Source organism: Cellulomonas marina (genome assembly GCF_900111925.1).
Taxonomy (GTDB): Bacteria; Actinomycetota; Actinomycetes; order Actinomycetales; family Cellulomonadaceae; genus Cellulomonas; species Cellulomonas marina.
This window is the reverse complement of the sequence record NZ_FOKA01000010.1, coordinates 131,884-147,285: the sequence shown is the minus strand read 5'-3', so window position 1 is coordinate 147,285 and position 15,402 is coordinate 131,884. Positions and strand designations below refer to the sequence as shown.

Here is a 15,402-nt window from a genome sequence, read left to right as displayed (position 1 = left end):
TGCAGGACGTCACCGTGACGTCCTGCACGTCCCATCGGCGCCCGCGTCCTCGGCGCAGGGGACCTCCGTCCCGGGTCGAGGGGGACCCGGGTCCGGGCACCGTGGGCTCCGGACGCCCGCCACGACGACGACGGCCGGCGCGGGTCCGTCGGGGACCCGCGCCGGCCGTCGTGGACGGGGTGCTGCTCGGACTGCTCAGACCTGGAAGCGCCCGACGAGCGTGCGCAGCTCCGCGGACATGCGGGCCATCTCCTGGACGGCCTGCTGCGACTCGCCGACGCCCTGCGTCGTCGACCCGGCGGCCTCCGCCACCTGCACGATGGTCCGGGCGATCTCGCCGGAGCCCGTCGCGGCCTCGGCCACCGAGCGGGTCATCTCGCTCGTCGTCGCGGTCTGCTCCTCCACCGCCGCGGCGATGGTGGACTGGAAGTCGCTGATGGAGTCGATGACCCCGCTGATCTGGCCGATGGCGGCGGCGGCGCCGGCGGTGTCGGACTGGATGGCGTCGACGCGGCGGGCGATGTCCTCCGTGGCCCGCGCCGTCTCCTGCGCGAGCTCCTTGACCTCCCCGGCGACGACCGCGAAGCCCTTGCCGGCCTCCCCGGCGCGCGCGGCCTCGATGGTCGCGTTGAGGGCCAGCAGGTTCGTCTGCTCGGCGATGGAGGTGATGACCTTGACGACGTCCCCGATCTCGCGCGAGGAGTCGCCGAGCCGGGTCATCGTGGCCGTCGTCTCCGCGGCGTCGCTGACCGCCCGGCGGGCGACCTCGGCCGCCCGCGCCGCGTTCTCCGCGATCTCGTGGATGGAGGCGCCCATCTGCTCCGTGCCCGCGGCCACGGTCTGCACGTTGCGGGACACCTGCTCGGCGGACGCGGAGACGACGCCGGCCTGGTCCGCGGTCTGCTCCGCCGCGGCGGCGATCTGGTGCGAGGTCGCCGACATCTCCTCCGACGCCGACGCCAGCGAGGACGCGGAGGCCTCGATCGTCGTGACGAGCCCCCGCAGCGCGGCCGACGCCTCGTCGAGCGCGACGGCGACGGCGCCGACCTCGTCGCCGGACGTCACGCCGCTGGAACGGGTGAGGTCGCCCCGGGCGACCGCCTGCGCCACGTCCCGGACCCGGGCGAGCCGGCCGGCGATGGACCCGGCGACGAGCAGCCCCGCCCCGAGCGCCACGACGATCCCGACGACGAGCGCCACGAGCATCTGCGTCCGGCTCGACAGGAAGAGCGCGTGCGCGTCGGCCGAGGCCGCCTGGCCCTGAGCCTTCTCGCCGTCGACGAGGGCCTGCAGGTCGTCCATCATCGCGGCGATGACCGGCGCGGCCGTCTCGTCGCGGGCCGTGCGGAACGCGTCGAGGTCGCCCGCGTCGGCTGCCGGGAGCATCTGCTCGTCGCGGATGGTCAGGTACTGCTCCAGCGCCGCCTCGTAGTCCGCGACGAGGGACAGCGTGCGCTCGTCGACCGGCGGGGTGGTGAGGGACGCCAGGCCGGCGCGCAGGGCCTCCTCGTCCTCGTCGAGGGTGCGCAGGTACTTCTCGCGGTCCGCCTCGCTGCCCGAGACGGCGTAGTTGACGACGTTCAGCCGCATCGACAGCGTCGCCCGGCGCACGCCTGCCGCGTCCTGCAGCCCGACGAAGTTCTGCTCGTACAGCGCCGTCGTGCGCGCGTCGTTGGCCGCCAGCGCGGTGATGCCCACGACGCCGACGAGCACCGCGACGAGGCCCGCCAGCGAGACGGCGACCAGCACCTGCAGGCGCACCCCGCGGTCCTGGAGCCAGGCCAGCGGGCTGCGGCGGGCGCCCCGGCCCGGAGCCCCGGGCACGCGGGGTGCGGTCGCGACGGTCGGTGCGGACATGATGGCGGTCCTCCTCCAAGTGCGCCCCTGCGCACGCCCCTGCAGCGGGCCGCCCTGGTCTGGACGTCCCCGGCGGGAGGATCGGCGGGGACGTCCACCCGCTTGAGGGGTCCGGCCCGATCAGTCGGCGGAACCGGCGGACGACCGCCGGCGGGAGCGCGGGAGCCGCTGCGCGACGGCCGTCAGCCCCTGCTCCACGGCGCGGCGCAGCGGCGGGTTGAGCCGCCTCTCCACCCCGTGGTGGATCGCCGCCGCGAGAGCCGGCGAGACCGCGGCTGCCAGCAGCACGGCCACGGCCGCCGGCACGTGCGGCTCGACGAGGTCGATCACCCACCAGCCCCAGAACAGGTGCACGAGGTACAGGGGGTACGTCAGCGCCCCGACGGACGTCAACCAGGGCCGGTCGAACCGCGCCAGCGGCGTGAGGGCCGCCACCGCCACGGCGGCGAAGCAGCCCACGGAGACCAGCGCCAGCACGACCGGGTCCGCGTCGAACGCCGTCGTCCGGTCGAGGGTGCTCCCCTTGCCGAGGGCCGCGCTCCACACGCCGAGCGCTGCGTTGCCCACGACGACGAGCCACGGCACGAGGGCGTGCCCGTCCCGCCAGACGAGGAACAGCGCCATGCCGCCGGCGAAGAAGGGCGCGTACTGCCCGACCGTGAGGGTGTCGAGCAGGCTCCAGTCCTGCCGCGCGGCGACCACGGCCACCACCGGCCACACCGCCGCGAAGGCCAGCACCCGCCGCCGCGTCAGCCCCACGGCCACGAGCAGCACCACCAGGAGGTAGAACCGCAGCTCGGCCCAGAGCGTCCAGTAGACGCCGTCCACGTGGTCGACCCCCATGACGGACTGCAGGAGCGTCGCGTTGACCAGCACCTGCCCGAGGGAGACGTCCTTGCCCTGCGGCCACAGCACCAGCAGGAGGAACCCGGTGAGCGCGAGGGCCGCCCAGTAGGCGGGGTACAGCCGCGCGACGCGCGAGGCGACGACGGCCGGCACCGACCGGCCCCAGGCGGTCCAGAGGATGACGAACCCGCTGATGACGAAGAACAGCTCGGGCGCCAGCGAGAAGTAGATCGCGACGGACCCCACGGCAGGCAGCTGGTCCCCGGACGCCTCACCCCACGCCGTGCTCTCCCGGGCGGTCCAGTGGTAGACGACGACCCCGGCCGCGGCGAGGAAGCGCAGGCCGTCCAGGGTGCGCAGCCGCGAGCGCGGCGGGGTGTCGGGCGTGCGGCCCGCCGCCCCGTCCGGCCGGGCGGGCGCGGACGGGCCGGTGCGCGCGGAGAGGGTCGTCACCACGTGACGATAGGCAGGGCGCACGAGGTCCCGCCCGTCGAGCGGGGCCGCCCTGCTAGCGTCGCGACGTGCCGCCTCCGCAGGGTCCCACGCCCGACCTGCAGCAGGACCTGCAGCAGGACCTCCCCCCGGACCGCCCGCAGGACCGCCCGCAGCACCTCCGGCACGACCTCGCCGTCCTGCTCCCCCGCGACCTGCCCGCGGCGGACGTCCTGACCTACGCGCGGCGCGCCGAGGGGCTGGGGTTCGACGAGCTGTGGGTGGTGGAGGACCTCGGGTTCCGGGGCGGCGTGGCGCAGGCCGCGGCGGTGCTGGCGGCCACGACCCGGATCAGGGTCGGCGTCGGCATCCTGCCCGCCGCCGCCCGCAACGCCGCCTTCGCCGCGATGGAGGTGGCCACGCTGGCGGCGCTCTTCCCGGGCCGCGTGGACGTCGGCGTCGGGCACGGCATGCCGGGCTGGATGCGGTCCGCGGGTGCCTGGCCGGCCCGGCCCCTGGGCCTGCTCGAGGCGTGGACGACCGCGGTGCGGGACCTGCTCGCCGGTCGCACGGTCACGCTGCACGCGGCGGGCGTCGACCTGGACGCCGTCGCCCTCGACCCGTCCGCGGTGCCCGCGGTGGCCCCGCGGCTCCTGGCCGGCGTGCGGGGTCCGCGGTCCCTCGCCCTGGCGGGCCGGGTGCTCGACGGCACCGTGCTGGCGGAGCCCGTGACGCCCGAGTACGTGGGGGCTGCGCGGGAGCAGATCGCCGCGCCCGGGCCCCACCGCGTCGTCGGGTACCACGTGACCTCGGTCGACGAGGACGCCGCGCGCGCCCTCGCCGCCGCGCGCCCGGGCCTGCGCTGGGTCGGCGAGCCGGACTGGGCCCCGCACCTGGCGCCCCTGCCGTTCGCCGACGGGCTGGCCGAGCTGCGCGCCGAGGTCGACGGGCCCGAGGCGTTCGCGCGGCGCATGCCCGACGCCTGGGTGCGGCAGCTCGCCCTCGCCGGGACGCCGTCGGACGTCCGCGCCCGGCTGTCCGCGCTGTCCGCCGCAGGCCTCGACTGCTCCGTCCTCATGCCCGTGGGCGACGACCCCCTCGGCGCGCTCGAGGACCTCGCGACGCTGCGGGAGCCGCTCGCCGCTGACGCGGGGCGGCCCCGGCTGAGCCGGCCCGGGCCGGACGGCACCCGCGAGCGCGAGGCCGATGAGTCCGGGCCCCGCCGCCGGTCCACCCCTCCGACAGCGCTGCGCGGGCAGGCCGCGGCGCGCCGACGAGGAGGACAGGCATGATCCGAGCACGCGGGCTCGTGCAGACGTTCCGGTCCCGGCAGGGCCGCACGACGAGCGAGGTCCGTGCCGTCGACGGCGTGGACCTCGACGTCGAGGACGGGGAGGTCGTCGGCTTCCTCGGCCCGAACGGGGCGGGCAAGACCACCACGCTGCGCATCCTCACCACGCTCCTGCGGCCGACCGCGGGCACGGCGACGGTCGCCGGGCACGACGTCGCGACGCAGGCGGAGCAGGTGCGGCGCAGCATCGGCTACGTCTCCCAGGCGGGCGGCGCCTTCAGCGGCGCGCGCGCAGGCGACGAGGTCGTCGACCACGGGATGCTCTACGGGCTGCCGCGCCGGGTCGTCGAGGAGCGCGGTCGCGCGCTGTTCAGCCAGCTCGACCTCGAGGGGCTGTGGACGCGCACCCCGCGCACCATGTCCGGCGGCCAGAAGCGTCGCCTCGACATCGTCATGGGCATCGTGCACGAGCCGCGCCTCGTGTTCCTCGACGAGCCGACGACGGGCCTGGACCCGCAGGCGCGCGCCAACCTGTGGGAGCACATCCGCGGGCTGCGCGACCGGCGCGGCGCGACCGTGCTGCTCACGACGCACTACCTCGACGAGGCCGACGCCCTGTCGGACCGGATCGTCATCATCGACCACGGCCGGGTCGTCGCGTCGGACACCCCGGCGGCGCTGAAGGAGCAGGTGGCGGGCGACCTCGTCGACCTCGAGGTGGAGGACCCGGCCCAGCGCGCGGAGGCCGCGGCGCGGCTGGAACGCCTCGTCGCGCAGGCGGGAGCGGGTGCGGGTGCAGGTCCCGGTGCGACTCCCGGTCCGTCGTCGTCGGGCGGCGTCGTCGAGCAGGACGGACGGCACGTGCGCGCCCGGGTGCGCCGCGCCGGCCGGGCGGTGCCGGGCCTCCTGCGCGAGCTCGACGCCGCCGGCGTGGCCCTCGCCTCGATCGAGGTCGTCCGACCGACGCTCGACGACGTGTTCCTCGCGCTCACGGGCCGGTCCCTGCGCGACACGGGCGGCTCGTCGCCGGACGCGGCCGCTCGGGGCAGCACCACCAGCAGCACCACCAGCAGCACCACCAGCAGCAGCAGCACCACCCCCGGGAGCACCACCGTGCCGCAGCCCACCCCCACGCCCTCCGCGCCGACAGCGTCCACGTCCACCCCGACCACCGGAGCGCTGCGATGACCACCTCGACCGTGCCCGTCGGCGCGAGCGCCCCCTCCGCCGGCCCCGCCGACGTGCCGCCCCTGGGCTCGGCCCGGCGCTTCCTGCGGGACAGCGGGATCGTCTTCCGCCGCCAGCTCCGCATGAACCTGCGCAACCCGGCGTGGGTCATCATCGGGATGCTGCAGCCGGTGCTGTACCTGCTGCTCTTCGGTCCCCTGCTCGAACCGCTCATCGGGCAGCTCGGCGCGACGAACGCCTACACGTTCTTCGTGCCCGGGATGCTCGTCCAGCTCGGGGTCTTCGGGGCGTTCTTCGCCGGGTTCTCGCTCATCGGTGAGTGGCGCGAGGGCGTCATCGAGGCCGAGCGCGTGACCCCCGCCAACCGCACCGCGCTGCTCGTGGGCCGCCTCTACCGCGACCTGCTGCAGCTGCTCGTGCAGGCGCTGATCCTCGTCGGGCTGGGCTTCGCGCTCGGCATGGACGCGTCCGTGGGGGGCCTCGTGCTCGGTGTGCTGCTGACGCTGCTGCTCGGCGGCGCGTGCGCGGCGGCGTCGAACGCGCTGGCGCTGACGACGAAGTCCGAGGACGTCATGGCACCGGTCATCAACATGGTCATGCTGCCGGTGCTGCTGCTGTCCGGGATCCTCCTGCCGATGACGATCGGTCCCGCGTGGCTGCAGACCGCCAGCGACTTCATGCCCATCCGGTGGGTGGTGGACGGGGTCCGCACGTCCTTCGCGGGGGACCTGGCGTCCTCGACGCTGCTGTGGGGGACGGTCTGGGCGCTGGGCCTCTTCGCCGCCGCGGTCTGGTGGGGCACGGCGACGTTCCGCCGCGAGAACGCCTGACGGCACGGCCGCCGCGAGCGTCGCCCGGCCACCGCACGGCTCTCACCGCACGGCTCGCACAAGACGGCTCCCACCGCAACGCTTCCGCCGCACGGCTCGTGCCCACCGGTGGCGCGTCCGGCCCTGCCGGGCCACGCTGACGGCGGCGCGGACCCGCACGGGCCGCGCCGCCGACCGAGGGGAGCAGGACATGACCGAGAGCACCGGGTACGACGACGCCCTCGGCTCGGCGTCGGAGGCCGACCTGCTGGAGCAGGACGCCGACGTCGTCGCGACCGAGACGCGCGACGCGCCGTCCGCGCCGACCGACGGGGCGGCCGAGGCCGACCTCCTCGAGCAGTCCCAGCCCGTGCCCGACGCGGGCGAGGACGACGCGCCGACGCCCTGACGTCGTCTCGGCGGAACGCGGGGACGGCGCACCGCCACGCACCTGCGGTGCCGCTCCACCGGCGCGATGGGTGAACGTTGTCGAAACCGATTCATCGGCGTGCCCCGCACGAGTACCATCCGCCCCATGGCACCCCGGGTCACGATCACTGACGTCGCGCGGACCGCCGGCGTGTCCGTGGCCACGGTCTCCAAGGTCATCAACGGCCGCTACGGCGTCGCGCAGGCCACGTCCGTCAAGGTCAACGAGGTCATCGAGGAGCTCGGGTACGAGTCGAGCCTCGTCGCCCGGAGCCTGCGGTCCCACACGACGCACGTGCTGGGCATCCTCGTCGCGGAGTTCGAGCCCTTCAGCGCCGAGATCCTCAAGGGCGCCGCGGCCGGCCTGGCGGACACCCCGTACGAGCTGCTGGCGTACACCGGCGGCCACCAGAGCGGCGGCGCCGGCTGGGAGCGGCGCTACCTGTCGCGGCTGAGCGGCACGCTCATCGACGGCGCCGTGCTCGTGACGCCGACAGTCGTCGACCCGGACGGCGGCGTCCCGGTGGTGGCCATCGACCCGCACGCCGGCCCGTCGGGGCTGCCGACGGTCGACTCCGACAACCTGCGGGGCGCCGTCCTGGCCACGGAGCACCTGCTCGGCCTGGGGCACCGGCGCATCGGCTTCGTCGCGGGACGCGCCGACCTCGAGTCCTCACGGCTGCGCGAGGAGGGCTACCGGGAGGCGCTGACCGCCGCCGGGATCGCCGTGGACCCCGCGCTCGTCCGGCCCGGGGACTACCGCAAGGAGTCGAGCCGCGGCCCGCTGCGGGACCTGCTCTCGTCGCCCGACCGGCCCACGGCGGTCTTCGCCGCCAACGACCTCTCGGCGATCGCCGCGCTCGAGGTCGCCCGCGAGCTCGGCCTCGACGTCCCCGGCGACCTTTCGGTCATCGGCTTCGACGACGTCCCCGAGGCCGCCCGCACGACCCCGCCGCTGAGCACCGTGCGGCAGCCCATCCAGGAGATGGGGGCCGCCGCGATCCGGCTGCTCGTCGCCCTGCTGGACGGCCTGCCGGTCGCCGAGACGCACGTCCGCCTCCCGACGAGTCTCGTCGAGCGCGGGACCACGGCACCGCCGCGCGCCTGACGGCGCCGCCGCTCAGCGGCGCGCGAGCCCGCCGCCGACCCAGCCGCGGATGGCGGCGACGTCCTGCGGCGAGAGGTCCATGCGCGCCCCGCGGCACAGCCCGACGACGTTGTCCGCCCAGGTGTCGGCGACGTCGGCCGCCGAGGGCCGGGCCGCCAGGTCGAGGCCGGAGTACAGCACGCCGGCGATGACGGTGTTGACCGAGCCGCGGCCGATGGCCTCCCCCGCCGCCTGGCAGGCGTCGCGGACGCGCCGCGCGGTCTCCGTGCGCTCGAACCGGTGGGCGGCGACGTCGTCGGCCAGGGCGGTGAGCAGGACCCGGTACCGCTCCGTCGGCAGGTTGGGGATGTCCGTCACCTCGACCACCTGCCGCTGCAGCGGCGGGAGGTCGACCGGCGCGGCGCCGGGCAGGTCCGCCTCGCTGAAGCGCTCGGGGTCCCACACGAAGCCCTGGGCGCCGGACAGCTGGGGCAGCTCCCGCGCCAGCCAGGGGAAGAAGCCGCCCGCGCCGGCCCAGCCCGGGACGAGGGTCGGCTCCGCCGCCTGCGCCCGCTGCGCGAGCGGACCGCCGTTGAGCGGGCGGTCCGCCGCCCGTACGGCCCGCGCGACGGCCCGGGCGCCGGCGGACCGGGCACCGCCCGTCGGCCGCTCGAGCCGCCCGGACCGGTAGGCCGCCCCGTCGGGCGCGGGCTCGGCGGCGGGCACGCCGCCGGACGTCCGGGCATCGGAGCCACGCACGTCGGACGCCCGTTCGTCGGAGGTGCGCTCGTCGGGGGTCCGCTCGTCGGACCCACGCGCCTCCGGGGTGCGCTCGTCGGACGCCCGCCCGCCCCGACCGGCCGTGCCGGCACCCGCCGCGGTCGTCGGGTCCTCGGGCCCGGGCTCGTCGCCCCGACGCTCCGCGGGCCCGACAGCGCCGGCCGGTGCGCCGGCGGCGGGGCTGCTCGGACCCCCGGTCGGCGCCCCCGCCGCGGCGGACCGCCCTGACCCGCCGCGCCCGGACCCGCGCTGGCCCCGGCCCGCGCTGCCCGTGACGGGCACCGCGGGGACGAGCGGCGGGGCGGCGGCCAGGAGGTCGTCGTCCGTGCGCAGCAGGAGCCCGAGCAGCTCGTCGGCGGTGATGACCGTGTCCGCGACCGCGCGGTACGCGCTGGCGGCCGGGCCTGCGGTCACGATGGTGACGCGGCGGTCGGAGGCGCGGCACCGCAGAGCCAGGGGCGTGAAGTCGGCGTCGGAGGACAGGATGACGAACTCGTCGTACCGCGTGCCGGCGGCGAGCGCGTCCACGGCGTCGAGGACGAGGTTGATGTCGGCGCTGCTCTTGCCCTGCTGGGTCAGCGACGGGCAGTCGACCACGCTGAACCCGGCCCGTGTGAAGTTCGGGCGGAACTGCGAGAACGCCGACGGGTTGAGGTAGCAGGAGCGGACGAGGAACCGCCGCTCGAAGTCGCCGTCGGCGTCGCTGCCCGCGGTCAGGGCCTCGAGCCAGTGGCCGGGTGACCCCGCGAAGGACTCGGCCGCCGCGGGGTCCAGCCGCTGCAGGCCGATGTACACGTTGTCGAAGTCGACGAACAGGGCGCACCGCAGGCGGCGCACGGGCTCGGCACTCACGTCGAGGGTCACGGCGGCCATCCTCCCCCGCGGGCGGGGCCCGGCGCACAGGCGGCGGTGACCTCCGTCTCCCACCAGGCGCGCCCACAGGCGGCGGACGTACCCTGGGGACATCCGTACGTCGAGCGACCGCTCACCCCCCCGGCTGGGAAGTCGACCGACCGACGGAGGCGCCGATGACGGCCCTGTCCACCCCCGTGCCCGCAGGCGGGCCCGCCACCACCCGCTCCGGCCGCGCGCAGGCCGCCGCCACGGGCTCGTACGCCGCCCTCTCGCAGGCCGTCCGCGACGCCGGGCTGCTGACCAGGACGCGCGGCTTCTACGTGCGCCTGCTGGTGCTCCTGGGCGCGGCCCTCGTCGGGCTCGTCGTCGGGTCGGTGCTCCTCGGGCACTCGTGGTTCCAGCTCCTCGTCGCCGCGGGGCTGGGCGTCGTGCTGACGCAGGTCGCGTTCGTCGCGCACGAGGCGTCGCACCGCCAGGTGCTCACGTCGGGCCGGGCGAACGACCGCCTGGGCCGCGCGCTGGCCAACGGCGTCGTCGGGATCAGCCACACCTGGTGGATGTCGAAGCACAGCCGTCACCACGCCAACCCGAACCAGGTCGGCAAGGACCCGGACATCTCCCCGGACACCGTCGTCTTCCGCGCCGAGGACGCCGCGCAGGTCCGCGGGCCGCTGCGGCACCTGACGAAGGTGCAGGGCTGGGCCTTCTTCCCGCTGCTGCTGCTCGAGGGCCTCAACCTGCACGTCGTCTCGATCCGCTCGCTGTGGGCCGCCGAGCGCAGCCGCAGCCGGACGTTCGAGCTGGCGCTGCTCGCGGGTCGGCTGGCGCTCTACCTCGCGCTCGTCCTGTGGCTGCTGCCCGTCGGCATGGCGTTCGCGTTCCTCGGCGTGCAGCTCGCGGTGTTCGGCGTGTACATGGGCGCGTCCTTCGCGCCGAACCACAAGGGCATGCCGATCGTCCCCGAGGGCAGCCGGCTGGACTTCCTGTCCAAGCAGGTGCTCACGTCCCGCAACATCCGCGGCGGCGCCGGCATCCGGTCGCTCATGGGTGGGCTGAACTACCAGGTCGAGCACCACCTCTTCCCGAGCATGCCCCGCCCGCACCTCAAGCGCGCCGCCGAGATCGTCAAGGCGCACTGCGCCGAGCACGGCGTGCCGTACACCGAGACGGGCCTCGTCGAGTCCTACCGCATCGTCGTGCGGTACCTGAACCGCGTCGGCCTGGCCGCGCGCAACCCCTTCGAGTGCCCGATGGTGCAGTCCTACCGCCCCGTCTGAGCCCTCCCCGCTCTGCCCGCAGCCCCCCGGTCGCCCCGACCGGGGGGCTGCGGTGTCCCCGGACCCGGGGCGACCCGCGCCGTTACCCAGCGGCTCCGGGAACGGCAGAACCCCCGACGACCGAGGGTCGTCGGGGGTTCCGGATGCCTGGTCGGCGCCCGAGGGGCGCCGTCAGAGGTGCATCAGCCGGTGATTGCGAGGATCAGGCCGGCGTGATGTTCGCGGCCTGCGGGCCCTTGGGGCCCTGCGTCACGTCGAACTGCACCTTCTGGCCCTCGTCGAGCGAACGGTAGCCGTCCGCCGCGATGGCCGAGTAGTGCGCGAAGACGTCGGGGCCGCCGCCGTCCGGGCTGATGAAGCCGAAGCCCTTCTCGGCGTTGAACCACTTCACGGTACCTGTGGCCATGATGGCCTCCTTCTGGGTGAGGACGATCCCGACGACCGAGACCGGTGATCACGGTGGGTCGTCGTCCGCCACCCCAGCTGAGGGCGTGAAGCGCGAGGCTCGGCCATGTCCGGCGAGTCCGCAGCGGTCATGACGTGCGATTCACAGCGACTACGGGTGTCACCCTAGCAGGCGAACGCCCGGCCCAGGGCGTCCCCGGAGATCCAGGCGCCCTGCACCGACGGGCGGGCGGCCCAGCCGTCCCCGCACAGCCCCACCCCGTCGGCGTGCAGGAAGGGCGCATCGGTGGGCTCCGCGGGACGCGCGAAGGTCCAGCGGTGGGCGTGCGTCCAGGCGGGGTCCGGCAGCCCGAGCATCGCGGTCAGCGCACGCACGACCGGACCGACCGCTCCCTGCGGGTCGTCGAGGTGGGCGGCCGCGAGCTCCGCGGTGGTGTGGGCGACGAGCACGGGCGCGCCGTCGCCGCGGCGGTCGCCGTCGTCGGCGACGAAGGACAGCACGTCGCTGTCGTGCACGAACGCCCCGTGCAGGTCCGCGGGCCATGCGCGCCGGTCGAAACCCAGCGCCACGGCGACCACGGGCTCCCACGCGGGCCGGGCGTCCAGCGCCTCGGCGGCGGACGAGCCGGCGGGGAGCAGACGCCGCGCCTGCGCGTCGGGCATCGCGAGCACCACGGCGCGGTACGGCTCGCCGTCGGCCGCCGCGCCGGTCGCGCCACCCCTCGCTGCGCCGGCCGCGCCACCCGCCACTCCACCTGCCGTGCCACCCGCCGTGCCACCCGCCGTGCCACCCGCCGTGCCACCCGCCGTGCCACCCGCTGTGCCACCCGGCTCGACCGTGCGGACCGTCCGGCCGGCCTCGACCGCGACGCCGGTGGCCAGGTCCGCGACGAGCGACCGCAGCCCACCCGCGGCGCCGTACCGGACGGGGCCGCTCGTCGTGCTGCGCAGACCCTCCGGGCCCGCCACGGCGAACGTGTCCGTCCACGGGTGCGCCATCCCGCGACCCACCCAGTCCTGCACCACGGCGTCGAAGGCGGACCCCGGCTCCGCCGTCAGGTACGACGCGCCCAGGTCCACGGGCCGGCCCTCGAGCCGCCGCCCGCCCATGCGTCCCCCGGGTGCCCGCCCGCGGTCCACGACGCGTACCGGCACCCCGGCCGCGGCCAGCGCGCGGGCCGCGGCGAGCCCGGAGATGCCCGCCCCGACCACGAGCACGGTGTCCTCCGACGACGCCCCTCCGCCGGACGGGCCCCCGGTGGACGGGCGTACGTCGGCGGGTGCTGCCGGCGGGGTGGTCCCGGTGTCGCTCATGCGCCGCATCCTGCCGCCTACGCCGGGATGCGGCGCGACCGGCGGAGGGGCGGCGGCGCGGGCGGCCCGCCGCTACGGTCGGGCGGCATGGGCGACGACGCGCGCGACCACGACCTCGTCCTGCTGGGCGCCTCCGGGTTCGTCGGGCGGCTCGTCGCCGCGCACGTCGCCCGGCACGCGCCACCCGGGCTCCGGGTCGCGCTCGCCGGGCGGTCGGCGGAGCGCCTGGCACAGGTCCGCGGGACCCTGCCGCCGCCCGCGCAGGACTGGCCGGCGCTCGTCGTCGACGTCGGCGACGACGCGGCGCTCGCGCGGCTGGCGCGCGCGACGCGCGTGCTGGTGACGACCGTGGGCCCCTACGCCCGTCACGGGCTGCCCGTCGTCGCCGCGTGCGCCGCCGCGGGCACGCACTACGCCGACCTCACGGGCGAGGCGCCCTTCGTCCGGGCCGCGGCCGACGCCACCGACGCGGTCGCCCGCACGACCGGTGCGCGGCTCGTCCACGCGTGCGGCTGGGACTCGGTCCCCTCGGACCTGTCGGTGCTGCTGCTGCACGAGGCCGCCCGCGCCGACGGTGCGAGCGGCCTCACCGACGTGACCGTGCTCGTCGCCGCGAAGGGCGGGTTCTCCGGCGGGACCGTGGCGTCGATGCGGGGCGTGCTCGACGCCTCCCGCGCGAACCCGGCCGCCGCCCGGCTCACCCGCGACCCCTACGCGCTGTCCCCCGACCGGGCCGCGGAGCCGCCCGTCGCCCAGCCGCCGGACCACGCCCGCCCCGGGCTGCGGCGGGGGCGGTGGACGGCGCCGTTCCTCATGGCGTCCTTCAACACGCGGGTCGTCCGCCGGTCGAACGCGCTGACGGGCTGGGCGTACGGCCGCGGCCTGCGCTACGCGGAGCGGATGGACACCGGTCGCGGGTTCGCCGGAGCCGCGGGGGCGGTGGGCGTGACGCTCGGCCTCGGGGCGCTCGTGGGCGCGCTGTCGCTGCCCCCGATCCGGCCGCTCGTCGACCGCCTCCTCCCCGCTCCCGGCGACGGTCCCGACGAGGCCACGCGCACCGCGGGCTGGTTCCGGCACCACCTGCTGGCGACGACGCAGGACGGCAGCACGTACGCCGGCCGCGTCGCCGGGCACGGCGACCCGGGGTACGCGGCGACCGCCGTCATGCTCGGGCAGACGGCCCTGGCGCTGGCGCTCGACGAGGCGCGCCTGCCGGACCGGGCGGGGTCCCTGACGCCGGCGACCGCGCTCGGGACGGTGCTCGTCGGCCGCCTGCGCGAGCACGGCCACCGGTACGACACCCGCCGCCTCTGACGCCTTCTTCCTGATCCGCCCCGGGCGGCACCGGCCGGTCCCGAGCGCCGCGGCGCCGGCCGGTGCCGAGCGCCGCGGCACCGGCGGTCCCGAGCGCCGCGGCGCCGGGCCCGCACCGGTGCTCGTCGCCCGCCGTCGGTCTGGGCCGGTGGGGTGACCGCGACCGCCGGCGCTCAGCCGCACCCGCCGCGTGACGATGCGGCGGGGGTGCCCTGCGCCGCGGGGACGACCGCGAGGGGAGCACGCCATGGGCCGTCGGCAGCGCAGCGCCGCGGAGGAGCAGGTGGCCGGGCTCCTGCGGACCGCGAAGGACGCCCTCGGGCTGAGCATCGCGTTCCTCAGCCGCATGGACGGCACGACGCAGCACCTGCAGGTGGTCGACTCGACCGTCCCCTTCATCTTCCAGGAGGGGCACCAGGCGGTGCAGGCGACGTCGCTGTGCCAGGCCATCCGCGACGGCAGGCTCCCCCCGGTCATGCCGGACCTGCGGCAGCACCCGCTGGCCATGACGCTGCCCGCCACGCGCTTCCCCCGGCTGCGCAGCTACGTGTCCGTGCCGGTCACGTTGAGCGACGGGACCTTCTACGGCACGTTCTGCGCGGCCGGCCTCACCACCGACAAGGGGCTCGGCGAGCGCGACCGCGCCCTGCTGGAGGTGCTGGCGTCGGCGGCGGCCGTCGTCGTCGAGCCGGAGGTGGTGGCGGCCGCGGAGCGGGCGGACGTCGTCGGGCGGATCCAGCCCGTCATGGCCGCGGGCGGGCCGACCGTCGTGCTGCAGCCGATCGTGGCACTGGCCGACGGTGTGCGCGTCGGCGCCGAGGCGCTCTCGCGCTTCCCGGCGGAGTGGGGGCGGACACCGGACCTCGTCTTCGCCGAGGCGCACGCCCACGGGCTCGGCGACGAGCTCGAGCTGCTCGCGCTCGAGCGCGCGGTGGCGCACCTCGACGGGGTGCAGGGCTACGTCGCCATGAACGTCTCGCCGCAGACGCTGCTCACCCCGGGCTGCGCCGCCCTGCTGGCGCGCCTGCCCGCGCGACGGGTGCTGCTCGAGCTCAGCGAGCACGACCCGGTCGAGGACTACGACGCGCTGCACGCCGCGCTGGCCGGACCGCGGGCTGCGGGGCTGCGCCTGGCCATCGACGACGTCGGGGCCGGGTTCTCCTCGTTGCGGCACATCGTGCTGTGCCGCCCGGACGTCATCAAGCTCGACCGCAGCATCGTGGCCGGGGTCGCGACCGACGACGTGCTGTCGACGCTGGTCACGGCGCTCGTGCAGTTCGCGCACGGGAGCGGGACGACGGTGGTGGCGGAGGGCGTCGAGACCTTCGACGACGTCGTGGCCCTCCGGGCGCTCGGCGTGGACCTCGGCCAGGGGTGGTACTTCGGCCGCCCTGGCCCCGCGGCCGACCTCGAGCGTGCCCCCGCGGTCGTGGCCCCGGCGGTCGTGGCGCCGGTGCTGCCCCGGCCTGCGAGCCCCGGCGACGAGGTCGTGCTGCCCGCCAGGGTCCGCTGACGCGA

General features: G+C 76.5%; 13 protein-coding genes. 8 read left to right on the top strand and 5 right to left on the bottom strand.

Annotated elements, in window-relative coordinates; genetic code table 11:
- Positions 1-195 precede the first annotated feature (195 nt).
- Together BM048_RS12020 and BM048_RS12015 are read right to left on the bottom strand one after the other, a co-directional pair.
- The gene (locus BM048_RS12020; RefSeq protein WP_090033395.1) at positions 196-1,857 is read right to left on the bottom strand and encodes a methyl-accepting chemotaxis protein; all 1,662 of its coding nucleotides are present in this window, start codon (positions 1,855-1,857) and stop codon (positions 196-198) included.
- Between the two features lie 120 nt (positions 1,858-1,977).
- Positions 1,978-3,156: an acyltransferase family protein gene (locus BM048_RS12015; protein WP_175499530.1), complete on the bottom strand. Its 1,179-nt coding sequence runs from the start codon at positions 3,154-3,156 to the stop codon at positions 1,978-1,980.
- A 68-nt stretch (positions 3,157-3,224) separates the two neighbouring features.
- Here BM048_RS12015 and BM048_RS12010 point away from each other — a divergent pair, with 68 nt between their 5' ends.
- The 5 genes from BM048_RS12010 (at position 3,225) to BM048_RS11990 (ending at position 7,960) form a co-directional block, all read left to right on the top strand.
- Positions 3,225-4,427, top strand: coding sequence for an LLM class flavin-dependent oxidoreductase (locus BM048_RS12010; RefSeq protein ID WP_239079048.1), 1,203 nt, complete (start codon positions 3,225-3,227; stop codon positions 4,425-4,427).
- The gene (locus BM048_RS12005; protein WP_090033392.1) at positions 4,424-5,614 is read left to right on the top strand and encodes an ATP-binding cassette domain-containing protein; all 1,191 of its coding nucleotides are present in this window, start codon (positions 4,424-4,426) and stop codon (positions 5,612-5,614) included. The genes BM048_RS12010 and BM048_RS12005 overlap by 4 nt, the downstream gene beginning before the upstream one ends.
- Positions 5,611-6,444, top strand: a complete 834-nt coding sequence (locus BM048_RS12000; RefSeq protein WP_090033391.1) for an ABC transporter permease — start codon at positions 5,611-5,613, stop codon at positions 6,442-6,444. The genes BM048_RS12005 and BM048_RS12000 overlap by 4 nt, the downstream gene beginning before the upstream one ends.
- A 190-nt stretch (positions 6,445-6,634) precedes the next feature.
- Positions 6,635-6,832: a hypothetical protein gene (locus BM048_RS11995; RefSeq protein WP_090033389.1), complete on the top strand. Its 198-nt coding sequence runs from the start codon at positions 6,635-6,637 to the stop codon at positions 6,830-6,832.
- 126 nt (positions 6,833-6,958) lie between these two features.
- Positions 6,959-7,960 carry a LacI family DNA-binding transcriptional regulator gene (locus tag BM048_RS11990; protein WP_090033387.1) on the top strand — a complete coding sequence of 334 codons (1,002 nt, stop codon included), beginning with the start codon at positions 6,959-6,961 and terminating at the stop codon, positions 7,958-7,960.
- Positions 7,961-7,972: 12 nt separating this feature from the next.
- Here the strand turns inward: BM048_RS11990 and BM048_RS11985 are convergent, their stop codons facing one another.
- Entirely contained in the window at positions 7,973-9,583 is a 1,611-nt protein-coding gene (locus BM048_RS11985) for an NYN domain-containing protein (protein WP_175499529.1), read from the bottom strand.
- 164 nt (positions 9,584-9,747) lie between these two features.
- On the opposite strand from BM048_RS11985, the gene BM048_RS11980 reads away from it, so the two are divergent.
- On the top strand, positions 9,748-10,851 hold the full coding sequence (locus BM048_RS11980; protein ID WP_090033383.1) for a fatty acid desaturase family protein: 1,104 nt from the start codon (positions 9,748-9,750) through the stop codon (positions 10,849-10,851).
- A 202-nt stretch (positions 10,852-11,053) separates the two neighbouring features.
- Here the strand turns inward: BM048_RS11980 and BM048_RS11975 are convergent, their stop codons facing one another.
- A complete protein-coding gene (locus BM048_RS11975; RefSeq protein WP_090033382.1) occupies positions 11,054-11,257 on the bottom strand; it encodes a cold-shock protein in 204 nt (67 codons plus the stop codon).
- Positions 11,258-11,421: 164 nt separating this feature from the next.
- Positions 11,422-12,570: an NAD(P)/FAD-dependent oxidoreductase gene (locus tag BM048_RS11970; RefSeq protein ID WP_090033380.1), complete on the bottom strand. Its 1,149-nt coding sequence runs from the start codon at positions 12,568-12,570 to the stop codon at positions 11,422-11,424.
- An 87-nt stretch (positions 12,571-12,657) separates the two neighbouring features.
- Between BM048_RS11970 and BM048_RS11965 the strand changes: the two genes are divergently transcribed.
- Entirely contained in the window at positions 12,658-13,884 is a 1,227-nt protein-coding gene (locus BM048_RS11965) for a saccharopine dehydrogenase family protein (protein WP_090033378.1), read from the top strand.
- Positions 13,885-14,131: 247 nt separating this feature from the next.
- The gene (locus tag BM048_RS11960) at positions 14,132-15,397 is read left to right on the top strand and encodes an EAL domain-containing protein (RefSeq protein WP_090033377.1); all 1,266 of its coding nucleotides are present in this window, start codon (positions 14,132-14,134) and stop codon (positions 15,395-15,397) included.
- Positions 15,398-15,402 lie beyond the last annotated feature (5 nt).

Excerpts from the sequence above, each read along its gene's own strand:
- BM048_RS11970 (WP_090033380.1), bottom strand. The coding sequence starts at position 12,570 with ATGAGCGACACCGGGACCACCCCGCCGGCAGCACCCGCCGACGTACGC.
- BM048_RS11980 (WP_090033383.1), top strand. The coding sequence starts at position 9,748 with ATGACGGCCCTGTCCACCCCCGTGCCCGCAGGCGGGCCCGCCACCACC.
- BM048_RS11990 (WP_090033387.1), top strand. The coding sequence starts at position 6,959 with ATGGCACCCCGGGTCACGATCACTGACGTCGCGCGGACCGCCGGCGTG.
- BM048_RS11975 (WP_090033382.1), bottom strand. The coding sequence starts at position 11,257 with ATGGCCACAGGTACCGTGAAGTGGTTCAACGCCGAGAAGGGCTTCGGC.
- BM048_RS11995 (WP_090033389.1), top strand. The coding sequence starts at position 6,635 with ATGACCGAGAGCACCGGGTACGACGACGCCCTCGGCTCGGCGTCGGAG.
- BM048_RS12020 (WP_090033395.1), bottom strand. The coding sequence starts at position 1,857 with ATGTCCGCACCGACCGTCGCGACCGCACCCCGCGTGCCCGGGGCTCCG.
- BM048_RS12005 (WP_090033392.1), top strand. The coding sequence starts at position 4,424 with ATGATCCGAGCACGCGGGCTCGTGCAGACGTTCCGGTCCCGGCAGGGC.
- BM048_RS11960 (WP_090033377.1), top strand. The coding sequence starts at position 14,132 with ATGGGCCGTCGGCAGCGCAGCGCCGCGGAGGAGCAGGTGGCCGGGCTC.
- BM048_RS11965 (WP_090033378.1), top strand. The coding sequence starts at position 12,658 with ATGGGCGACGACGCGCGCGACCACGACCTCGTCCTGCTGGGCGCCTCC.
- BM048_RS12000 (WP_090033391.1), top strand. The coding sequence starts at position 5,611 with ATGACCACCTCGACCGTGCCCGTCGGCGCGAGCGCCCCCTCCGCCGGC.